14 protein-coding genes are annotated in these 22,871 nt (G+C 29.8%); 4 read left to right on the top strand and 10 right to left on the bottom strand.

Going from position 1 to position 22,871, the window contains the following annotated elements:
• Window positions 1-616 precede the first annotated feature (616 nt).
• From lon to Bamer462_RS01515, 6 genes are all read right to left on the bottom strand, one after another.
• A complete protein-coding gene (gene lon, locus Bamer462_RS01540) occupies window positions 617-2,983 on the bottom strand; it encodes an endopeptidase La (RefSeq protein WP_500837945.1) in 2,367 nt (788 codons plus the stop codon).
• A 1,340-nt stretch (window positions 2,984-4,323) separates the two neighbouring features.
• Window positions 4,324-5,667: a metalloprotease PmbA gene (gene pmbA / locus Bamer462_RS01535; protein ID WP_500837944.1), complete on the bottom strand. Its 1,344-nt coding sequence runs from the start codon at window positions 5,665-5,667 to the stop codon at window positions 4,324-4,326.
• A 420-nt stretch (window positions 5,668-6,087) separates the two neighbouring features.
• The gene (tldD, locus tag Bamer462_RS01530; RefSeq protein WP_500837943.1) at window positions 6,088-7,575 is read right to left on the bottom strand and encodes a metalloprotease TldD; all 1,488 of its coding nucleotides are present in this window, start codon (window positions 7,573-7,575) and stop codon (window positions 6,088-6,090) included.
• A 580-nt stretch (window positions 7,576-8,155) separates the two neighbouring features.
• A complete protein-coding gene (mreD, locus tag Bamer462_RS01525) occupies window positions 8,156-8,602 on the bottom strand; it encodes a rod shape-determining protein MreD (RefSeq protein ID WP_500837942.1) in 447 nt (148 codons plus the stop codon).
• A gap of 139 nt (window positions 8,603-8,741) precedes the next feature.
• The gene (gene mreC / locus Bamer462_RS01520; protein ID WP_500837941.1) at window positions 8,742-9,557 is read right to left on the bottom strand and encodes a rod shape-determining protein MreC; all 816 of its coding nucleotides are present in this window, start codon (window positions 9,555-9,557) and stop codon (window positions 8,742-8,744) included.
• Window positions 9,558-9,677: 120 nt separating this feature from the next.
• On the bottom strand, window positions 9,678-10,721 hold the full coding sequence (locus tag Bamer462_RS01515) for a rod shape-determining protein (RefSeq protein WP_500837940.1): 1,044 nt from the start codon (window positions 10,719-10,721) through the stop codon (window positions 9,678-9,680).
• A 625-nt stretch (window positions 10,722-11,346) separates the two neighbouring features.
• Here Bamer462_RS01515 and aroQ point away from each other — a divergent pair.
• Genes aroQ through accC form a run of 3 tightly spaced genes read left to right on the top strand, consistent with a single transcriptional unit; the run spans window position 11,347 to window position 13,646 of the window.
• On the top strand, window positions 11,347-11,811 hold the full coding sequence (aroQ, locus tag Bamer462_RS01510) for a type II 3-dehydroquinate dehydratase (protein WP_500837939.1): 465 nt from the start codon (window positions 11,347-11,349) through the stop codon (window positions 11,809-11,811).
• 16 nt (window positions 11,812-11,827) lie between these two features.
• Window positions 11,828-12,280, top strand: a complete 453-nt coding sequence (gene accB / locus Bamer462_RS01505; RefSeq protein ID WP_500837938.1) for an acetyl-CoA carboxylase biotin carboxyl carrier protein — start codon at window positions 11,828-11,830, stop codon at window positions 12,278-12,280.
• 10 nt (window positions 12,281-12,290) lie between these two features.
• Complete coding sequence (gene accC, locus Bamer462_RS01500; RefSeq protein ID WP_500837937.1) at window positions 12,291-13,646, top strand: acetyl-CoA carboxylase biotin carboxylase subunit; 1,356 nt, start codon at window positions 12,291-12,293, stop codon at window positions 13,644-13,646.
• Between the two features lie 111 nt (window positions 13,647-13,757).
• On the opposite strand, the gene gmhB is transcribed toward accC, so the two are convergent.
• Complete coding sequence (gene gmhB / locus Bamer462_RS01495) at window positions 13,758-14,387, bottom strand: D-glycero-beta-D-manno-heptose 1,7-bisphosphate 7-phosphatase (RefSeq protein WP_500837936.1); 630 nt, start codon at window positions 14,385-14,387, stop codon at window positions 13,758-13,760.
• A gap of 378 nt (window positions 14,388-14,765) precedes the next feature.
• On the opposite strand from gmhB, the gene Bamer462_RS01490 reads away from it, so the two are divergent.
• Window positions 14,766-16,517, top strand: coding sequence for a proline--tRNA ligase (locus Bamer462_RS01490; protein WP_500837935.1), 1,752 nt, complete (start codon window positions 14,766-14,768; stop codon window positions 16,515-16,517).
• Between the two features lie 198 nt (window positions 16,518-16,715).
• Here the strand turns inward: Bamer462_RS01490 and tilS are convergent, their stop codons facing one another.
• From tilS to dnaE, 3 genes are all read right to left on the bottom strand, one after another.
• Entirely contained in the window at window positions 16,716-18,281 is a 1,566-nt protein-coding gene (gene tilS, locus Bamer462_RS01485) for a tRNA lysidine(34) synthetase TilS (protein ID WP_500837934.1), read from the bottom strand.
• Between the two features lie 113 nt (window positions 18,282-18,394).
• Window positions 18,395-19,354: an acetyl-CoA carboxylase carboxyl transferase subunit alpha gene (gene accA, locus Bamer462_RS01480; RefSeq protein ID WP_500837933.1), complete on the bottom strand. Its 960-nt coding sequence runs from the start codon at window positions 19,352-19,354 to the stop codon at window positions 18,395-18,397.
• A gap of 18 nt (window positions 19,355-19,372) precedes the next feature.
• A complete protein-coding gene (dnaE, locus tag Bamer462_RS01475) occupies window positions 19,373-22,861 on the bottom strand; it encodes a DNA polymerase III subunit alpha (RefSeq protein WP_500837932.1) in 3,489 nt (1,162 codons plus the stop codon).
• Window positions 22,862-22,871 lie beyond the last annotated feature (10 nt).

Below are 22,871 nucleotides of genomic sequence, written 5' to 3'. Positions count from 1 at the left end.
TGAACAAAAATTCAAAATTAATCTAAAACATATTCTTTATATTTGTAATTATATAGTTTACTATTTATTAAATATTAAACTTAATTATTTAATGTCTTTCAGAATTAAACACTGAGGTATTTTATATAGATAAAAGCAATCTGTAATATTTTAGATATTAATATTTCTTTCGTTTAAAATAAAACATGTAATTACTTCATATATTTTTATATATGTTATGTAATTACTACTATTCTCATTATCAATATACAATAAACACAGTTTCTTTAATATATAGTTTATTAAAACTATACATTATTCATCTATATGTAACAATAGTTACATATAAAATAGTTTTTTCAATGAAAAGGATCAGAATAATGCAACAAAATACAGCAACGTTGTTCAAAAGAATCAATTCTATTTATAGAACTATTCTATTCGTGTAGTCATTTATAATGAAATCAGTAACAACACTTAAAATTTTTAATAATTTTATAAAAAACAAAAGTTCTCTATTTTTTTAATTATCTTCTATATATCTCTTAAATTTATATATATATATAGTGATGTAATGATCAAAGTACATGTTTACACCTTTCTGGTCCATTTATCCCAGAACAAATATTAAATATCATCATACTAATGATACGTTAGATGTTATTTCAGAATTAAACGGAATATTTTGCAGCGCTAATATCAAAACTTCGTCTATTTGTTTTACTGGATGAATATCCAAATTATTTACTACAATCGCAGGCATATCTTCTAAGTCACGTTTATTTTCATATGGTATTAATACTGTTTTAATACCTCCTCGATGCGCTGCTAATAATTTTTCTTTTAATCCACCAATAGGCAATATCTGGCCCCTTAAAGTTATCTCTCCTGTCATAGCCACACTAGCCTTAACAGAATTTCCCGTTAAACAAGAAACCAAAGCAGTGCACATAGCGATTCCAGCGCTCGGCCCATCTTTTGGTGTAGCCCCTTCTGGCACATGTACATGAATGTCTTTTTTTTCATAAAAATCAGTATTAATACCTAGTTTATTTGCGCGTGCTCGTACTACAGTTAATGCAGCTTGAATAGATTCTTGCATAACTTCACCTAAAGAACCAGTATAAGTTAATTTTCCTTTTCCAGGAACACAGGCAGTTTCAATAGTTAAAAGATCTCCTCCTACTTCAGTCCAAGCTAAACCAGTAACCTGACCAACACGATTTTCTTGATCCGCGTGAGTACAATCATAACGTTGCACACCAAGAAAATCTTTTAAGTTATTTGTACCAATAATTATATGTCTGATTTTTTTGTTCATTAATAGCATTTTTACTGTTTTACGGCATAACTTAGAAATTTCGCGTTCTAAATTACGTACTCCAGCTTCCCGTGTGTAATGCCTAATTATACCTATTAAAGCATCATCTTGAATTGTTAGTTCTCCTGGCTTTAATGCATTACGCTCTACTTGTTTAGTACATAAATGCTGTCGTGCTATATTTAATTTTTCATCTTCAGTATAACCAGATAAACGTATCACTTCCATACGATCTAATAAAGGACTCGGAATATCCATTGAATTAGAAGTAGCTACAAACATAACATCAGATAAATCATAATCTATTTCTAAATAATGATCATTAAAAGCAGTATTTTGTTCTGGATCTAACACTTCTAGCAAAGCAGCCGCTGGATCTCCTCGCATATCTAAAGACATTTTATCTATTTCATCTAAAAGGAATAACGGATTTCTTACTCCAACTTTAGACATCTTTTGTATCAATTTCCCAGGCATAGATCCAATATAAGTACGACGATGCCCTCTAATTTCAGCTTCATCACGCATACCACCTAAAGCCATACGTATATACTTACGCCCAGTAGCCTTGGCAATAGATTGTCCAAGTGATGTTTTGCCTACCCCAGGTGGACCTACTAAACATAAAATAGGTCCTTTAATTTTATTGATTCTATTTTGTACCGCTAAATATTCTAAAATACGATCTTTAACACGCTCTAATCCATAATGGTCCCTATCCAAACTTTCTTGAGCTTTAAGTAAATCTTTTTTCATTTTACTTCGGGTATGCCAAGGCACTGATAATATCCAATCAATATATCCACGAACCACAGTAGCTTCAGCAGACATAGGAGACATCATTTTTAATTTTTGCCACTCAGATTCTACTTTATTTCGAGCTTCTTTAGTCATTTTCGTTGCTTCTATCTTACGTTTAAGAGATTCATTTTCATCTATAACATCATCTAATTCTCCCAACTCTTTTTGTATGGCTTTCATTTGTTCATTTAAATAATATTCACGTTGACTTTTTTCCATTTGTTTTTTTACACGATTACGAATACTTCTTTCAACTTGCAATAATTCAATTTCTGATTCCATCATAGCTATTAAATATTCTAATCGTTCTGTAACATTTGACATTTCTAAAATAGACTGTTTATCATTTAATTTAAATGGCATATGAGCAGCGATAGTATCAGCAAGACGATCTGCATCATCAATATTATTTAACGATGTTAACACTTCAGAAGGTATTTTTTTATTAAGTTTAATATATCCTTCAAATTGATTTACAACAGCACGCATTAAAACTTCTTGTTCTCGTTCGTTTAATTCTTTAGGATGAGAAAAAGAATTTGCATGAGCTTGAAAATGGTTTCCGGTATCTGTCAATTCAATAATACGGGCTCGTATTACTCCCTCTACTAATACTTTCACTGTACCATCGGGTAATTTAAGCATCTGTAATATTATAGATATCGTTCCAACTAAAAAAAGGTCATTAATACTTGGATCATCAGTTGATGCTTCTTTTTGAGCGACCAACATTATTTTCTTATCACTATTCATAGCAGATTCAAGACACTTAATTGACTTGTCCCGGCCAACGAATAACGGAATCACCATGTGCGGATACACCACTACATCGCGCAGAGGTAATACAGGGATTTCTATGCGCTCAGGTTGCTCAGTATTCATAGAGCTATCTCTCTTGGTTGCAGCTTGTCAGATTATAACATTTGCAATATTCAGATGTGTCATTTTTTTTAGTAATCAGATATTTAAAGATATGGGGACAAATTAATTATATTCAACGTTGAATATTATAAAAGAAAAATAAATAATTATTTATTAGTAAATTTATTTATCATTTAATATTTATTAAATGATAATGATTTCAAAAAAATCTATCTTTTGAATAAATAAAACCTTGACTAAAAATTATTTTTTATATTTAAATATACTTATTATTTTAAATATTTAAATAAAGCTATCAACCATTTAAATTTTTAGAGATAATCATTTTTACTATTACAAACATAATAATATAATATATAGTATTTATATATATTTAGGTTTAATTAATTATTATTTCATAAATAATAAATTTTTATTTATCAATTAAAATAAATCGCTAAAATAATAAATACTATTTATTTATATAATCTAATTGAAATATAAACTTCAATAGTATTTTGATTGAAATTTCAAATATAGTAGTTTCACGAGAATTAATCAATAATTTATTTTAAAAAAAATACTTAAAATAATAGTTTATTTAACTATATAAATGTAATTTAAAACCTGAGTTATATAACGATATTTATTATCCACGATTTTACATATGGCTATTTATACAATAAATTTTCAAAAATTGATGGTTAAAAAAATGTAGTAATATTTAATTCATGACATATTTTTTATTTCTAAAAATATGTTTTGATATTTAACCTGCCCTCGATTAAAATTGAGGGCAGGTTAACGTAATGATTCATCTTTTACAGAAAGAAAACGACAATTTTTCTGCATAATATACAATAACAGAAAACTACTGCATAATTAACATTTGCAGTGCAATTCTTATAATTAAATAATAAATAAATAATTATTTTTTACATTAATATAATATTATTATATTGATTACTAACCTAAATTGGTAGAATATTAATGTTAATATTAACGTTTTTTTTATTTTAAAATACTTCTAAATATTATCTATACAATGAATATGAATTCATTGATATAACAATTTATGAGCTAATAACGTATTATATATAAATGCTTTAATCACAATGATTATACACGAGTAAAATGATGTAAATTGATAAAAGTTATAATTTATTAACTCATTGATACTATAAAATAATTTGTTATATACATTTTAATATGGAATTAAAATCTATTTTTTATATTATAACATCATAAACATTCATTACTATTGAAGACAATAATCTATTATTATGTATGCATATACATAATAATAGATTATTGTTATTTAAAAAAAATTAATTTATAAAAATCCACTTCTTATTGTAATTTTAGAGTCCTGCAATCTTCATAGAAGATATTAAAACGGATCCACAATGGATATGCCCGCGCGTTTCAATATCACATCCAATGGAATCAATATTATAAAACATTTCTTTTAAATTTCCAGCAATGGCAATTTCATTGACTGGGTGTTGAATACTACCGTTTTCTACCCAAAAACCAGCTGCTCCGCGCGAATAATCTCCGGTAGTAATACTAACTCCTTGACCCATTACACTAGTAACAATAAGTCCGCGATACATATTCTTTATTAATTCCATAAAACTCAAATTTCTATAACTAATATACCAATTATAAATACCATCGGCATGCCCAGTGTTTTTTAGTCCTATTTTACGCGCAGAATAACTATTCAAAATCCAACTATTTAACACACCATCTTCTACAATAGTACGATATAATGTTTGTACTCCCTCGCTATCAAATGGAGCTGAGCCCAATCCTTTCAATATATGCGGATTTTCTTTAATTGATATCCACGAAGGAAAGATTTTTTGTTTTAAATCATTTAATAAAAAAGTAGATTTACGGAATACATTATCTCCATGAATAGCGCTGGCTAAATGATGGAATAAACTTGTAGCTACTTCAGCTGAAAACAACACTGGAGCTTCCATTGTTTTTATTTTTTTTGGATTTAAATGAGCTAGTGCTCTCCGAGCGCACTCTTGTCCAACCCATTCTGGTGAACGTAAATCATTAAATAAACGACTTAATGTATATGCATAATTTTGTTCCATAATCCCATTACTTGAAGCAACTACGCCACAACATAAGGAATGTTGACTACTGCTATAACTTTGTAACATACCATGACTATTCCCAAACACCCTAGTAGTAAAATAACTGTTAAATCTACCACCTTCAGTAGAAATTATACGTTTATCATATTTTAATGCTATTTCTTCTGCTGTAGATGCTAAAGTCATGCCTAATTTAGTATCTAAATGAATAGGATGAAATAAATCAAGATTCATGGAATTGAACGCTAATAATTCTTTATCAGCAATACCAGCATATGGGTCTGGAGAAGTATAAGATGCTATATTCACTGCAGCTTCAACAGTTCTCAATATTGCTTCTTTATCATGTAAATCATTAGAAAGAGCATTACCTTTTCGATGTTGATGAAATATGGTTATCTCTAAGACACCACGATTATTAAATTCTACACTCTCAAGTTTTCCATAACGAGTGCTAACTGTAATTCCTGTAGTTTTAACCACTGAAACTTCTACTTCATTTAAACATGTATACGCTAAATTTAATGCCTGGTTTACAATATTTTCTAAAAAATTACATTGTTGCATCACATTATGTATTACATCCATACCATGCCTCTATAATAAAAATTACTAATCAAACACAGACTGATCCAGTATAAATTGGATTGATAAATATCAACGATCGATATTACTTTATGTTCATAATTATATTATTAACATAAATTTATTTAAATTAATTAAAGCTTTCCTTAATAAAATTTCATACACGCACTGTTTAAGTAACTAGTCATATGAGTACAGGCAATATCATTAAAATTAATCTATCTCGATATGTAAAAATTAGCCTAAATAACAATTTTGCAGAATACACGCTTATTCTTAATGTAAATATATAAACTAATTAATATTTACGGGCTATATGTGATATAGATATTTACTGCATATACATATTATATTTATAAATATAATATTTAAAAAACTATTAATTTTAGCACTTAATTACATTGTACGATACATACAACTGAATTAATCAGTGCCTCCAACAATAATATTGTTTAATTTTATTGTTGGTTGACCAACCCCAACTGGTATATTTTGACCATTTTTTATGCATGTCCCTATTCCTGAATCTAAAGATAAGTCATTACCAACCATAGAAATACTTTGCATTATTTCAATTCCTGATCCTATTAAGGTAGCTCCTTTTATAGATTTAGTCACACGACCTTTTTCGATTAAAAACGCTTCAGATGCAGAGAAAACAAATTTACCCGATGTAATATCTACTTGACCTCCGCTAAAATTTGAAGCGTATACTCCGTAATCCACACTATTAATAATTTCTTCTGGCGTCGATTGACCTGCTAACATGTAAGTATTAGTCATACGTGGCATAGGCAAAGAGGCATAAGATTCTCGTCTACCATTGCCTGTTGAAGTACATCCCATTAGCTTAGCATTTAATTTATCTTGCATGTATCCTTGTAGGATGCCATTTTGAATTAAAATATTATATTGACCGGGCATTCCCTCATCATCAATAGTCAATGATCCGCGTGATCCCTGTAGTGTGGCATCATCTACTATTGTGCATAATTCGGAAGCTACTACTTTTCCAATTTTGTTAAAAAATATCGAACTACCTCGCCTGTTAAAATCCCCCTCTAACCCATGACCTACTGCTTCATGCAACAAAATACCAGGCCAACCTGATCCTAACACTACTGTCATAGTTCCTGCTGGCGCTGCTATAGATTCAAGATTCATCAAACTCATTCGAACAGCATTCTTAGCCCAATAATCAACGCGCATTTCCCCTTCTGTGATAGAATTGAAAAAAAAATCATATCCAAATCGTCCACCCCCACCACTCATTCCTTGCTCTCTTTTTCCGTGTTGCTCTACTTGTACTAATATAGATAAACGCACTAGTGGTCGGATATCTGCAACAAAAGTATCATCTGTAGCTGCTACTAAAATTTGTTCATAAACACCTGATAAATTAACATTAACTTTTTGTACTCTAGAATCAGCAGCGCGTGCTACTTTATCTATCCTCATTAATAACTCAATTTTTTCTTCTTTAGATACACTAAACAATGGATTTATATAGGAATATGCTGGAGGATAAGAGGAGGAATATTGATGAGAAGAACAGACATGTTTATTATTGTTCCTGAATCCAACAACAGTTGTATTACAATGACGTTCGTTTGTAATGCTGGTTGCGGCAGTCATACTACGTACTAACGCGTCTAGAGTTAATTGATCAGTGTAAGCAAATCCAGTTTGTTCACCTGTAATTACTCGTACACCAGCGCCTTGATCTATGGTGTAAGATCCAGATCTTACTATGCTATCCTCAAGAATCCATGTTTCATGAAAACATGATTGAAAATAAAGATCTGCATAATCTACTTGGAATTTTTCTGTCATATCTAATAAACATAAAAGATCCTTATGTTGTAACTTATTAGGTGTGAGCAATTGTTCAGTAACAGAATCTAAGTTCATATAACCTCTATTTACACTATGATATTAACACATTAAGTATATATAATTTATTAATATCATTAATATATATACTCTCAAGAAATTTATGTATAGAACTTCCTTAAATATACATTTAAAAAAATCTTATAAGTTTAATTCAATTTTTTAGACACGTTTCATGTTGAAATATCATAATATGTCCATATTATATTAATTTGAAATATTTTAAAATCATCTAAAACGCACTAATTTAGTTTAGCGCACTTTACAGCAAATTAGACAATCTTATTGTAATCTTATTATTTGTTATTAACAATATATAACACGAATATATGCCTATATTAATTAATAATTTAACAAAATTACGCGTGTAATTCGTTAGATCAATTAAAGATTTGTATTTATTAATTCTTAAAACCTACGTTATTTATAATAAATAAGTGATGTTAATTGCCACTAATATTAATTAGAACGTCATCCAAATACTATTATTAATAGTGATTAATTTATATAATTCAATAAATTTACATTCATTAAATCGAAACAATTATATAATATCAATAACACTTTTAACATTTTTAAAAATCATCCAGGTTATGGATCAGTTTCGATGAATTTTATGCATTAAAAAAACCACAAATGGCCACGATCCAGCATCTAATAAACAATTCCAAAATATTTCTGGTGCACATAAAATTTCAGTCATTAAAAATTTTACTAAAAAAATAATACTGTGATTAATAAATGAAAAAAACATAATAACAAAAGATTGTTGCCAAATAAGCAGATATCTAAAAAAATGAATATTTCGTATTGCTAGATACGCAAGTATACTTAAGGACAAAGAATGTATCCCTAAAGTAGTACCTAATACGATATCTATTACTAACCCCAAAATAAATCCGGTGCCTATGTTTACCTGATTTGGGAGTATTATAATCCAATGCACTAACAACATCATTATCCAAGATGGTTGAATACCCTGTATTCGTGGATATACGGGAATAATTTGCAATATCAGCGCAATCACAAACGAAGTATATACCATCCACAGTTTATAACTATAGAATTTATTATACATTCTTTCAAATTAATTTTATTTCATTATTTTATATGTCATGATATTATCACATGTATAATTATTTGAATAATGAGTAACAAATAAAATATTTTTGATATTTAATTCGCTACTTTTCCCAAATTAATACCGCATAATATAAACATTGTAATTTACCCGTTGGATGTGCTTGAATGACGGTACAATCTTGTTCTGGATCTACCATTATATTAGATACTATAGCTGCTGGATATCCTTCCGGGAAACGACCGTCTAACCCAGACGTTACCAATATATCTCCGACACGTACATCTAAATAGCCTGGATATTCTGCGCGTAAATCTGCATTATATCCGCAACCCATTAAAATAAAACGCATATTGTTACGCTTTATTTGCACAGGTAAAGCATGCTCAGGGTCACAAATTAACATAACACGACTGCCGAGTGTATTAATAGAAATTACTTGTCCTATTATTCCCGCATCAGTAATAACTGGTTGACCAACGTAAACATCGTTATGCTTTCCTTGATTTATAATAACTTTATTACTATATGAATCTGCATTAACAAAAAGAATTCTAGCAATCAATTTGCGTTTGTTGTAGCCCAAAGGGGAATTAAGTAACGAAAGTAACTCGCAATTTTCTTGTTTATATTGATCCATTAATAATAATTCACTGTTTTTCAAAAATAATTCTTGACTTAATTTATTATTTTCTGACAACAATTTGTTGTACCCTTTTAATACTTTTAAAGTATAATTGAATATATAGCACGGTCTATCACATAAATAATAAAATAAATAAACAGAATTTCCTATATAACTCCGTAATTGAGAGAATATGTTGAATTTACCATCAGCAATAATTATAATAATAGAAATTATTATCGCTAAAAATAAACGTGACTCTAAATGAAGAAATTTACTCACACCGCTACACATAGACAAGAAAGCACCTTGAGCTTATCAGCATTCATTAATGTATGTTATAAAAAGAATACATTTTAATTTACGTAATTTTTAAATAAAATATATAATTATCTGTAGCGTTTTTAAAGAAAATCACTCTTCACTAAACAGATCTCGGCCATGTACGTCAATCATATCAAGAGCCTTACCGCCACCCCGTGCAACACAAGTAAGCGGGTCCTCTGCGATTGATACAGGAATGCTAGTTTCTTTTACCAATAAACGATCAATGTTTCTTAATAACGCTCCCCCTCCAGTTAATATCATGCCATATTCCGAAATATCAGATGCTAACTCAGGAGGACATTGCTCTAATGCTGCCATTACTGCACTGACGATTCCAGTTAACGGTTCTTGTAATGCTTCTAAAATTTCGCTATTGTTTAATACAAAACTTCGTGGTATTCCTTCTGCTAAATTTCGTCCACGCACTGTTATTTCACGAAGTTCATCATCTAAATATGCAGAACCTATAGTATGTTTGATTCTTTCTGAAGTCACTTCTCCAATTAAGGAACCATAATGGCGCCGCACATAACTAATAATAGCTTCATCAAAACGGTCGCCTCCAATCCTAACGGATGATGAATACACCACTCCGTTGAGTGAAATTACTGCTACTTCAGTAGTGCCACCGCCAATATCTACTACCATTGAACCAGTAGCTTCCGATACCGGTAAACCTGCACCAATAGCTGCCGCCATGGGTTCTTCTATTAAAAAAACCTCACGCGCCCCTGCTCCTTGCGCAGATTCACGTATAGCCCTACGTTCAACCTGTGTAGCGCCTACTGGAACACACACTAATACTCTAGGACTGGGTTTCATGAAACTATTACTGTGCACTTGCTTAATAAAATGTTGCAACATTTTTTCAGTAATAAAAAAATCAGCTATTACCCCATCTTTCATGGGACGAATAGCCGCAATATTACCGGGGGTACGTCCTAACATCTGTTTCGCTGCGTATCCAACGGCAGCGACACTTTTAGGCATCCCTCCTCGATCCTGTCTAATAGCAACAACAGAAGGTTCATTTAAAACAATACCTTGTCCTTTCAAATAGATAAGAGTATTGGCAGTACCAAGATCAATAGACAAATCACTAGAAAATATACCACGGAATTTTTTAAACATAATAATTTAAGACAATATTATTAATTTTTTCTAAATTATCCATTCGTCTGAAGCCTCCCCCAGAATGATAAAACAAAATAATCAGACAATATCATTGATTTGTACTTTTAAGTTGCTGTATATAAGTATTGCGCATTATCCAATATAACATGAAGACATTACCCATATTCAAATACTTATTTTGTAAGTAACATGTAATTATACTGAATAATATTTACAATAGTAAAAATATTATTCTATAGACTTACTATATTTGTAATAAGATCGCTTCTACACGCACATATTGAAAGCAATATGATTTGTTATTATAATAACGATATTAAAAGAAGAAATATTTATTACATTAATAATGATATCAAAATTATTTTGATTGATAAAAATTTTTTTTTTAACATATAATAATGTATTTATTAGTATAATTGGTTTTTAATTATAAAACAGTAAATATATATATATTATATAATCATTTAATAAAAATGTTTTCATAAAAAATATCATGAACAACAAAAGCTTTTCATTGTTATATCATACAGATAACGCGCATTAAAATTAAATATAATACAATAACATATATGAATTATGATAAAATACTGTATGTTAAATTTGGGGGAGATATTTAAATGTCATGATAAATACATTTCGTATTTTATTGATAAATGGGCCTAACTTAAATTTATTAGGAACACGTGAACCACACATATATGGCAACGAAACGTTATCTAACATTATAACACACTTATATAAAACATCTAAATCTTTAGGTATGCATATGGATCACTTTCAATCCAATGCAGAACATGAATTAATAGACTGTGTGCATGAAAATCGCAATAATACGGACTTTATTATAATTAACCCTGCAGCTTTTACTCATACTAGCATAGCATTGAGAGATGCGTTTTTAGCTGTAAACATTCCTTTTATCGAAATTCACCTTTCTAATACATATATAAGAGAAAAATTTAGACATCGTTCATATTTGTCTGATATCGCTTTTGGTATTATTTGTGGATTTGGAGTACACGGATATCATTGTGCTTTACACATGGCACATAAATATTTATCCGAAAAATTAATAAATAATAGATAAAACATAGGTTGTTGCTATGGATATTCGTAAAATAAAAAAATTAATTACATTAATTGAAGAATCTAACATTTCTAAATTAGAAATTTCTGAGGGAAATAAAATAGTACGCATTACTCGTTCTGCATCTAAACAATCATCTTCTTCAACACGTTTGCCTATAACAAAATCATCAGAAATACCTGTATGTATTTCAAATACAGAAACACAATATGAAAATCCCAAATTAATAAACGGAGGACATATTATACGTTCCCCAATGGTAGGTATTTTTTATCTAACTCCTAGTGCAGATGCTAAACCATTTATATCAATCGGTCAAAAAATCGAGATTGGAGATACTTTGTGCATTATTGAAGCCATGAAAGTTATGAATCAAATTCAATCAGATAAATCAGGCACAATAAAATCAATTTTTCTTAAAAATGGTCAACCAGTTGAGTTTAACGAACCATTAATTATCATCGAATAACGAGAACAAAATGCTAGAAAAAATTGTCATTGCAAATCGAGGGGAAATAGCATTACGTATTTTGCGTGCATGTAAAGAATTAGGAATAAAGACAGTGGCCGTATATTCAACCATAGATCGTGATTTAAAACACGTGCTTTTAGCTGATGAAACTGTTTGCATTGGACCTCCTCCTGCAATACATAGTTATTTAAATATTCCGGCTATTATTTCAGCTGCAGAAATTACTGGATCATCAGGAATACATCCTGGATATGGATTTTTATCAGAAGATGCTGATTTTGCAGAACAAGTAGAACGTTCTGGTTTTATTTTTATTGGGCCATGTTCAGAAACTATTCGTTTAATGGGAAATAAAATATCTGCTATAGCTATTATGAAAGAATCAGGTATCACACCTGTGCCAGGTTGGGATTATGAACTAAATAAAAATATAAATAATGACTTTTGTAATTTTTCACATCAAAATTTACGCATTAATTACCCAATCATTATAAAATCCGCTCATGGAGGAGGAGGACGTGGTATGTGTGTAGTAAAAAAAGAATCAGATTTACAAGACGCTATACGAATGATTCGATCAGAAGCAAAAAACATATTTAATAATGATTCTATTTATATAGAACAATACTTAAAAAATCCAAGACATATAGAAATACAAGTTTTATCTGATGGGAAAGGAAATATAATTTATTTGACGGAACGTGATTGTTCGATACAAAGGAGACACCAAAAAATAGTAGAAGAGACCCCTGCATTAGGTATTAGCTCTGAAATACGACAACATATAGGGGAGAGTTGTGTAAAGATTTGTTATAACATTGGATATCGGGGAGTAGGTACATTTGAATTTTTATATGAAAATAACGAATTCTTTTTCATAGAAATGAATACTCGTATTCAAGTAGAACATCCGATTACAGAAATGGTTACCGGAATAGATCTCGTTAGGGAACAACTAAGAATTTCTTCTGGGTATACCTTGGATATTACACAAGATTTAGTTAAATCTGAAGGACATGCTATAGAATGTCGTATTAATGCTGAAGACTCTCATAATTTTATACCTAGTTCAGGACGTATTACCAGATTTCATGCTCCTGGGGGATTAGGTGTGCGTTGGGAATCGCATATTTATTCTGGATATTCAGTTCCACCTTATTATGACGCGATGATAGGAAAATTAATTTGTTTTGGAGCAACGCGCGATATAGCTATTGCTCGCATGAAAAACGCATTATCCGAATTAATTATTGACGGAATCAATACCAACATTGATTTACAATTGAAAATTATTACTGACAAAATTTTTCAAAAAGGTAACAAAATTAACATTCACTATTTAGAAAATACACTCAATATATAGATAATATAGACAATATAGATACATAATTCGAGAATTATGTATCTTGAAAACTATTATCATTCAATTAATATATATACATATACATCTAACCTTTGATGATAAAAACATCATTCATATTATCAAATTAACAAAATAAAGCATCAAAAATAAAAAAATTACGGAACATTTATATACGTTTTTATGATTATGTGCGCCAATCATCTTTGGCAATAATGCTAAACTTTCTATAATCCAGTTTGCTGTATTTTTAGTTTTTTTTGTTATTTTTTTACCACTACATACTAGTACTTTCGTTCCAACGCCTGCTGATTGACCTGCTAACATATCGTTTTCAGTATCTCCTACCATATAAGAAGTAGTCATATTAATATTAAAACGTTTTTTCGCATCCAAAAGCATCCCTGGTTTAGGTTTCCGACATAAACAGGCTCGTTGAAATTGTTTCACTGTTCCTTGTATATGATGCGGACAAAAATAAACAGCATCTATATACACATGATGTAATCCTAAATAAGAAACCATCCACTGAGTTAATAATAAAAATTCATACTGAGTAAATAAACCTCGTGCTATTCCAGATTGATTAGTAACTATAATCAAAAAAAAATTCATTTTCTTTAAAGTTATCATTGCATCTATAACATTATCAATGAAAAAAAAATTATCAATGCTATGAACATAGTTCTTATCGATATTAATCGTACCATCCCGATCTATAAATATAGCATTATACGCGCTCATAACTTACATTTGTTCTTGTAATTATAAATATTTATTTGATTATAATAAAAATAACGTTAATAACAAAATTTATTGTATTGCATAACAGTAGCACTAATCACTAATTTTGTATTAATTAAAAATACACCATATACAAATATACTATTATCACAGACTATTAACGTTTCTTATAAAATAGGAAAATTTTATAAAAAAACATTATATTATGTATATAAATAATAAATTAGATTATAATGATCTATTATCATATAAAAAATATCAATGCATACTATGTATGCAGTACAATATTACACGTAAAAAATTTAATTTATCAATATATATTAAACAAAAAAATTTTTAATCGTTACTACTAATACATCTTTTATAATAGGCAATAATATGCGCACCAGTCAATATTTATTAGCTACTCTCAAAGAGGCACCTAAGAATTGTAAAACAATTAGTCATCAACTAATGCTACGGGCCGGTTTAATTCGTCAAGTTTCATCTGGTCTTTATAGTTGGTTGCCAACTGGACTACGTGTATTACGAAAAATTGAAAACATTATTAGAGAAGAAATGAATAAAATCGGTGCGATTGAAATATCTATGCCAATAGTTCAACCTGCAAAATTATGGAAAAAAAGTGGTCGTTGGACAGAATATGGTGAAGAATTATTACGTTTTAAAAATCGAAATAATCAAGAATTTGTATTAGGACCAACTCATGAAGAAATGGTTTCTGAGATTATTTGCAAAGAAACAACATTATATAAACAGTTTCCGTTAACTGTGTATCAAATTCATACTAAATATCGTGATGAAGCACGTCCTCGATCTGGAATAATGCGCGCTAGAGAATTCATTATGAAAGATGGATATTCCTTTCATACAAACCAAAAATCTCTTCAAAACACATATAACAATATGTATGACATATATCATATTATTTTTAATCGTATTGGATTAAATTTTTGTGTTGTTCAAGCTGAACCAGGTAGAATTGGAGGAGTCCTATCTCATGAATTTCAAGCATATTCTAAAAATGGCGAAGATAATATTGCAGTTCCAGTAATACTTGGTAATAATTCAAATAACTTCAAGTTATTGAATCATACTCATGATACTACTCCTATTAAAATACAACCAAAGATAGCTATAGAAACCATGCGATTGACCGCAGCTCCCTACGTTACATCCATAGAAGAATTAATCAAGAAATTTAATTTATCTATACATCAAGTTGTAAAAACAATAATCGTACGCGCTAATAATAAAAATATACATAATTCTTATTCTCTATTAGGATTAGTAATTCGGGCTGATCATCAGATTAGTTTAAAAAAAATTGCGATGATTCCACAAATATACACTCCCTTATTTTGCATAGATCCAAAAAAAATTCAAGCACTTACTGGAGCGCAACCCAATTTATTAGGTCCTATTAATTTATCCATACCATTGATTGTAGATTACAATGTAGCTTCAATGAATGACTTTGTTGCTGGATCTAGTATAAGTGGCAAATATTTTTTTGGTGTTAATTGGAATCGTGATATACCACTTCCAAAAGTGGCAGATTTACATGAAGTATTACATCGTAATTCTCATCCTCTTAATAAGAAAGATGTCCTATCAATTCATAATTGTGTTGAAATAGGACATATATTCCAATTAGGGCAAAAATACTCAAACTTAAGTAATAATTATATACAAAAAAACAATAATCATAATTATATAATAGAAATGGGTTGTTATGGTATAGGTATTACTCGTATTGTTGCTGCGATCATTGAACAAAATCATGATAAAAATGGCATTATATGGCCAGATGTGATTGCCCCGTTCAAATTAGCTATTATACCAATTAATATGTATCGTTCTCTTAATGTCAGAAGTATTACAGAAAAAATTTATAAACAACTTCTATCTATTATAGGAATAGATATATTAATTGATGACCGTAAGGAATATCCGGGTACAATGTTCGCAGACATAGATTTGATCGGAATACCACATGTTCTTATTGTAAGTGATCGTAATTTATCTAACCAAGAAGTAGAATATAGACATCGTAAAAAAAATGAAATAAAAAGAATTAAACTTGAAACATTAATACAATATTTGTCTACAAAAATTACGTCTTCATGAAAAGAGGATGCGGCATTTAATGAAGAATAAAATTAATTTTTTACATAATATTAAAATTATTAATGATATATAAAAGATATATATTTAATGATCATATTGATTGAGTTTATATCAGATTTGCATTAAAAATAAATAAGTTTTATATGTTATTCTTTTCAAAATAATGCTTTATATAGTTCTTAATGAAAAACAAAAGAATTATTCCAAATGATAGTGAATGCTATTTTTAAATATTTTATAAGATACAACATCTTGTAACCAAGATATTTTCCATAATATGTCTTCTTGATTTCTAATCTTGCCATTTTGGGTAATGAATATCCCTATAGCAGTAATCAATGTATTATTATAAAAAAGTAAAGGAATTCGGCTTCTTAGCCACGGAGGGACTCCTAATTCTTGCCAAATTTTTTTTAAACGTCGCCCATGTTTTCTACCGAAAACATATAATAATCCATCTACATTCCCCAAAATAATTGACATTTTTTCATCAGATTTTGGAGGCCTAACAAAACAATGTGTTAATACCTTTCTAGATTTTTCAAAAAAATTATAAGAAATATTTAAATAAAATTTTATGTTTAAATGCGGAGCTAACGCATCCTTAGATAAGGATTCATTAATACTTAATGGCTGATATATTAACATTCCTAAATTATATGGCAGCATAATTGCATTATATATTGTTTCCCATGATAATTTGATTTTATTTAAAGCAAATTTCATGTTTATAGGTAAAATATACAATTTTTCACGGAAACGACGACATAGGCATTTGTCCAATTGCAATATTGGAATAGCATCTTTCCGGCTCAATACTACTTCCTGCCAAATACGATTTATAAGTTGATAAGAAGGCATTTTTATAGAAAAATTAACTAACCAACGACGTAATAAAGCTTGTCTTTTTGGTATGCTGTATTGGAATAACGGTCTAAATAATAAAGATCCATCGGATATATCAATTAATTTTCTTAATGATTCTGACAAAAATTCATTTAATAAATTTTCTTGATCTCTGCATATCTGTGCAGTACGCGCGACTACTTTATTAAAACAAGGCCAACGTAGGTACATTGAGGGTAAAATTTTTATGCGTAAAAAATTACGATCAAAACGAATATCTGTATTCGTATCATCTTCAATCCAAGTCAGATTTTTTTTATGAGCATATATTTCTAATTGTTTACGAGAACAATCTAATAAAGGCCTTAACAGCCTATATTTATTATTATACAGTACATCTTTATTCATTCCAGCTAGTCCAGCTGGACCACTTCCTCTTTTTAAAGCCAAGAATAAACTTTCTACTTGATCATCCATGTGATGCGCGGTTAGAAGTATTTCTTCCGCATCTAAATAATTATATAATTTCTTATAACGAAGCTTTCGGGCCAATGCTTCTACATTACGTCGCTTATTTCCTGTGTTATAACAATTAACACGGACTACTGCAAAAGGTATATCTCGTATTTTACATTGATCAAAACAATGATTAGCCCATTGATCAGCGCAATTACTAAGGCCGTGATGTACATAAACTGCCCTTAAAATTAATGGAGATGATATTAAATGATTCACGCTACTTCTTAATGTTGTGAGGATATCTAATAGTACTGTAGAATCAAGCCCACCACTATAAGACAACAGTAATTTTTTATATCCAACAAGACAAAGCATTACTTTATGATATAAATCACAACTTTCTGGCAACATATTAATTCTAATCATATTGTTAGTAACAGGATAATATAAAATCATCATGATTTTATATTATAATAATGTGTGTATATAAGTATTTTATATTTTATTCAAAACATACACCATTTACACCATATCAATTATTTTTAAAAAAAGTAATATATTTTATTGTAAAATTAACAATACCCATAATGCATTAATCTGTGATATCTCCTATTTAATAATTCGTTTTCATCGAAAGAATCTAATTCTGTTAAATCTAATAATAATTGAGCTTTTAATGACATGGATGTAGTCAATATATCTCTATGTGCCCCTCCTAACGGTTCAGCAATCACACTATCAATTAGTTTTAGTTTTTTCAGCCGAAAAGCAGTAATACCCATTGCTTCAGCAGCAATAGGAGCCTTTTTAACATTTTTCCACAAAATCGATGCGCATCCTTCTGGAGAAATTACAGAATATGTACTATACTCCAACATATTAACTTTATCTCCAACACTTATGGCTAACGCCCCTCCGGACCCACCTTCTCCTATTACAGTACATATAATTGGTATTTTTAACATGGACATTGTACGTAAATTTTTAGCGATCGCTGCAGATTGTCCACGCTTTTCTGCACCTACCCCAGGATAAGCTCCTGGGGTATCTATAAAAGTAATAAGTGGTATTTTAAATCGTTCTGCCATTTTCATAAGACGTAATGCTTTCCGATACCCTTCTGGCGCAGGCATACCAAAATTTCGTTTAATTTTTTCTTTAGTATCACGCCCTTTCTGATGCCCAATAATCATGACTGGACGGGAATTAAGTCGAGCTATTCCTCCTACAATAGCTTTATCATCAGCATATACTCGATCACCGGATAATTCGTCAAAATCACTAAATATACGTTCTATATAATCTAAGGTGTACGGACGTCCAGGATGTCGTGCCAATTGAGCAATTTGCCAAGCATTCAAATTAGAAAAAATTTTGTGAATAAGATTAATGCTTTTCGAACGAAGACGATGAATTTCTTCGTCAATATTTGTTTCTGACTTCTTATCTAAACACACTACTGATGTTAAAGAATTAATTTTTTCTTCTAAATCTAAGATAGGTTTTTCAAAATCAAGAAAATTTAAACCCATACAATTCCCATTATTAAATTAATGTAATTCTAATTTTACTTGTGCATCTCCAACAAGACTACGTAGATTAGTCAGTAACCGATCAGTCAGAGTAATATACCATTTTTTCCCACAACGTAATTTGATTTGCATGCCATTTTTTTGATAAAAAAAATACACTGGTAAAGTTCCATGTTGATTTTCTTCTAAAAAAAAACGAATATTAGTTAATAATTGATTATCAACTTGTATATCGTTTAATACAATAGATAAACTATGTGCATGTTTTTTATGGATATCGTTTATATCTTTTAATTCTCGTACAATCACTTTATAATTACCACGTATTTTATCGATATTAATTACGCCTGTAACAAGTAAGCAATTATTTTCTTTTAAACAATATTGATATTTATTAAGCAATTTCTCAAATATCACTATTTCTAATCGACCAGAACAATCCTCTAAAATACAAAACACAACATGTTTACCTCGTTTACTTAATTTTACTCGCCACGATATAATCACGCCGAAAATGTGTATCATTGTATCATTTTTTTCTAGCATAACATCTTTTATTTTAACGATATTGGGTATGCAATGTTTAATTTTTTTTATATATTGCTCAGTAGGATGATTGGTTAAATACAATCCAAGAATTTCTTTTTCTTTTTCTAATAAAAGTTGATTAGACCACCGTGATACAGTATGATTGCGGTCAGATGCTGAAATAATACACGTATCTAAGTGCATTTCGAATATATCTGATTGTTTGGTATATTTATTTGTAATGTGTTGATTAGCACGCTTTATCGTATCATTAAGTAATGCCATTAATTCTGAACGATGTTTTCCAAATGAATCACAGGCTCCAGAAAAAATTAATTTTTCAATTATGTGATGATTGATTTTTGTACTATCGATACGAATACAGAAATCAAATAATTCTCTAAAGTTACCATCTTTGTTACGAGATGCTACTATAGCTTCTATAGAAGCTTTACCTATTCCTTTGATAGCTCCGAATCCGTAAACAATCTCTTTATTTGTATTGACGTAAAAATGATATTGGCTAGTATTGATATTTGGCGGTGAAACTATAAGTTTCATTTTTTTACACTCGCCTATTAAATACGCTACTTTACTTAAATTATCCATATCAGAACTTAATGCAGCTGCCATAAATTCAGAAGGATAGTGTGCTTTTAACCATAATGTTTGATAAGATATTAACGCATATGCGGCAGAATGAGATTTATTAAAACCATAACCAGCAAATTTTTCTACAAGATCGAAAATCTTCATTGACAATGTAGTATCGATACCATTTTTTATAGCACCTAAATTGAAAAAAGAGCGTTGTTTAGCCATGTCTTCTGGTTTTTTTTTACCAATAGCACGCCTTAATATATCTGCCTGTCCGAGTGTATAACCTGCCAGTACTTGCGCTATTTGCATTACTTGCTCTTGATATAGAATGATTCCATACGTTGATTCTAATACTGGACATAAGGATTCGTGCTGCCATTTAACATCAGGATAAGAAATAGTTTCATAACCATGTTTTCTATTAATGAAGTTATCTACCATACCTGATTGTAACGGTCCAGGACGAAATAATGCAATTAATGCAATCAAATCCTCAAAACAATCTGGTTTTAAACGTTTAATTAATTCTTTTATACCACGTGATTCTAATTGAAAAACTGCAGTAGTTTCCGAAGATCGAAGTATATGAAAGCTTTTTTGATCATGTAATGATATAGAGTGTACATCAATAATAGGGAGACCGTTTTTAAGGTGTGCATTATTAATCATTTTTAATGCACGATTAATAGTCGTCAAAGTACGTAAGCCAAGAAAATCAAATTTTATTAAACCAATGCGTTCAATATCATCTTTATCAAATTGAGTCATTGAATGAATACTATCATTATCATAATATAAGGGAGAAAAATCAGTAATTTTCATAGGCGCAATTACTACTCCTCCTGCATGTTTACTAACATTTCTTACAATACCTTCTAATTGACGAGCCATATCGATTAATACTGTAATATCCTCATCATTTTTATAAAGTAATTTAAGTTGAGGTTCTATAGAAAAAGCTTTTTCTAATGTTATTCCTGGTTCTGATGGAATTAATTTAGCGATACGATTAATAAGTATATAAGGATGACCTAATGCACGTCCTACATCGCGAATTACTGCTTTAGCCGCCATAGTTCCAAATGTAATAATTTGAGATACAGCATCTGATCCGTAAGTTTCAGAGACATGGTCGATTACTAAATCACGATGTTCCATGCAAAAATCAATATCTAAATCAGGCATAGATATACGCTCCGGGTTAAGAAAACGTTCAAACAATAAATCAAATTTTAACGGATCAAGTTCTGTAATTTTCAATGCATAAGCCACCAGTGAACTAGCACCGGAACCTCTTCCGGGGCCAACCGGAATATCATTATTTTTAGCCCAATTAATAAATTCCATAACTATCAAAAAATAACTAGGAAAATTCATGTTATTAATTACTTGTAATTCATGTTTTAATCGTAAATCATATGGTTTTCGTTTAATAAGACGTTCTTCAATCTTTGGAAATAAAACAGTTAATCGCTCTTCTAATCCTTTCTTTGCATGTGTAATAAGAAAATCTTTAGAAGACATACATCCAGTAGGAAATTGCGGTAAAAAAGATCCACCTAAATCAATAGTAAGATTACATCTATAAGCAATTTCTACACTATTTACTAAAGATTCTGGTATATCAGCAAATAACTCGCACATTTCCTGTTCACTTTTCATAAATTGTTGTGAGCTATACCTGCATAATTGTTGAGCATGATTTAGCGTAGTACCATCATGTATAGCTACACGAATTTCATGCGCTAAAAAATCTTTTTTATTAATGAAACGTACATCGTTGGTAGCTACTGTTGGTAATCCTTTTATTTTTGACAATTCTATTGCTAATTGTAAATAAGATTCCTCATGTTGACGCCCAGTTCGTATCAATTCTAAATAATATCTATTTGGAAAATATTTTGAATAAAAACACAAACATTGTTCTATCTTTGATTTTTCATCTTTTAATAAATATCTGCCGACGTCCCCGTTACGTCCTCCAGAAAGTACAATTAAACCTTTATTGTATTCTATAAGCCAACGGCGTTGAATCATGGGTATAATATTATTATGCTTATTTTTATACGCTTTTGAAATTAACATAATTAAGTGATAATAACCTTGCTTGTCAGCCACTAAGCATGTTATCTCGCTAGGTTTTTTGCTGATAGTAACGTCTTGCACTAAAAAATCTGCTCCAATAATTGGTTTGATTCCTGCTTTATAAGCAGCATCATAAAATTTAATAAATCCAAACAAATTATTAAAATCAGTAAGAGCTAACATGGACATTTTAAGAAATGCTGCTCTTTTTATCAGTTTATCTACTGTACCTAACCCATCAATCATAGAGTAATCACTATGTACGTGTAAATGAATAAAATGTGGTGTTTTCATAATTAAGAGG

The organism is Candidatus Blochmannia americanus (nom. nud.) (assembly GCF_059934915.1).
This window is presented reverse-complemented; position numbering and strand designations above follow the sequence as displayed.

What these genes read in the sequence shown, in the direction of transcription:
- lon (WP_500837945.1), bottom strand. Translation starts at nt 2,983, where the DNA reads ATGAATACTGAGCAACCTGAGCGCATAGAAATCCCTGTATTACCTCTG.
- pmbA (WP_500837944.1), bottom strand. Translation starts at nt 5,667, where the DNA reads ATGGATGTAATACATAATGTGATGCAACAATGTAATTTTTTAGAAAAT.
- tldD (WP_500837943.1), bottom strand. Translation starts at nt 7,575, where the DNA reads ATGAACTTAGATTCTGTTACTGAACAATTGCTCACACCTAATAAGTTA.
- mreD (WP_500837942.1), bottom strand. Translation starts at nt 8,602, where the DNA reads ATGGTATATACTTCGTTTGTGATTGCGCTGATATTGCAAATTATTCCC.
- mreC (WP_500837941.1), bottom strand. Translation starts at nt 9,557, where the DNA reads ATGTGTAGCGGTGTGAGTAAATTTCTTCATTTAGAGTCACGTTTATTT.
- Bamer462_RS01515 (WP_500837940.1), bottom strand. Translation starts at nt 10,721, where the DNA reads ATGTTTAAAAAATTCCGTGGTATATTTTCTAGTGATTTGTCTATTGAT.
- aroQ (WP_500837939.1), top strand. Translation starts at nt 11,347, where the DNA reads ATGATAAATACATTTCGTATTTTATTGATAAATGGGCCTAACTTAAAT.
- accB (WP_500837938.1), top strand. Translation starts at nt 11,828, where the DNA reads ATGGATATTCGTAAAATAAAAAAATTAATTACATTAATTGAAGAATCT.
- accC (WP_500837937.1), top strand. Translation starts at nt 12,291, where the DNA reads ATGCTAGAAAAAATTGTCATTGCAAATCGAGGGGAAATAGCATTACGT.
- gmhB (WP_500837936.1), bottom strand. Translation starts at nt 14,387, where the DNA reads ATGAGCGCGTATAATGCTATATTTATAGATCGGGATGGTACGATTAAT.
- Bamer462_RS01490 (WP_500837935.1), top strand. Translation starts at nt 14,766, where the DNA reads ATGCGCACCAGTCAATATTTATTAGCTACTCTCAAAGAGGCACCTAAG.
- tilS (WP_500837934.1), bottom strand. Translation starts at nt 18,281, where the DNA reads ATGATGATTTTATATTATCCTGTTACTAACAATATGATTAGAATTAAT.
- accA (WP_500837933.1), bottom strand. Translation starts at nt 19,354, where the DNA reads ATGGGTTTAAATTTTCTTGATTTTGAAAAACCTATCTTAGATTTAGAA.
- dnaE (WP_500837932.1), bottom strand. Translation starts at nt 22,861, where the DNA reads ATGAAAACACCACATTTTATTCATTTACACGTACATAGTGATTACTCT.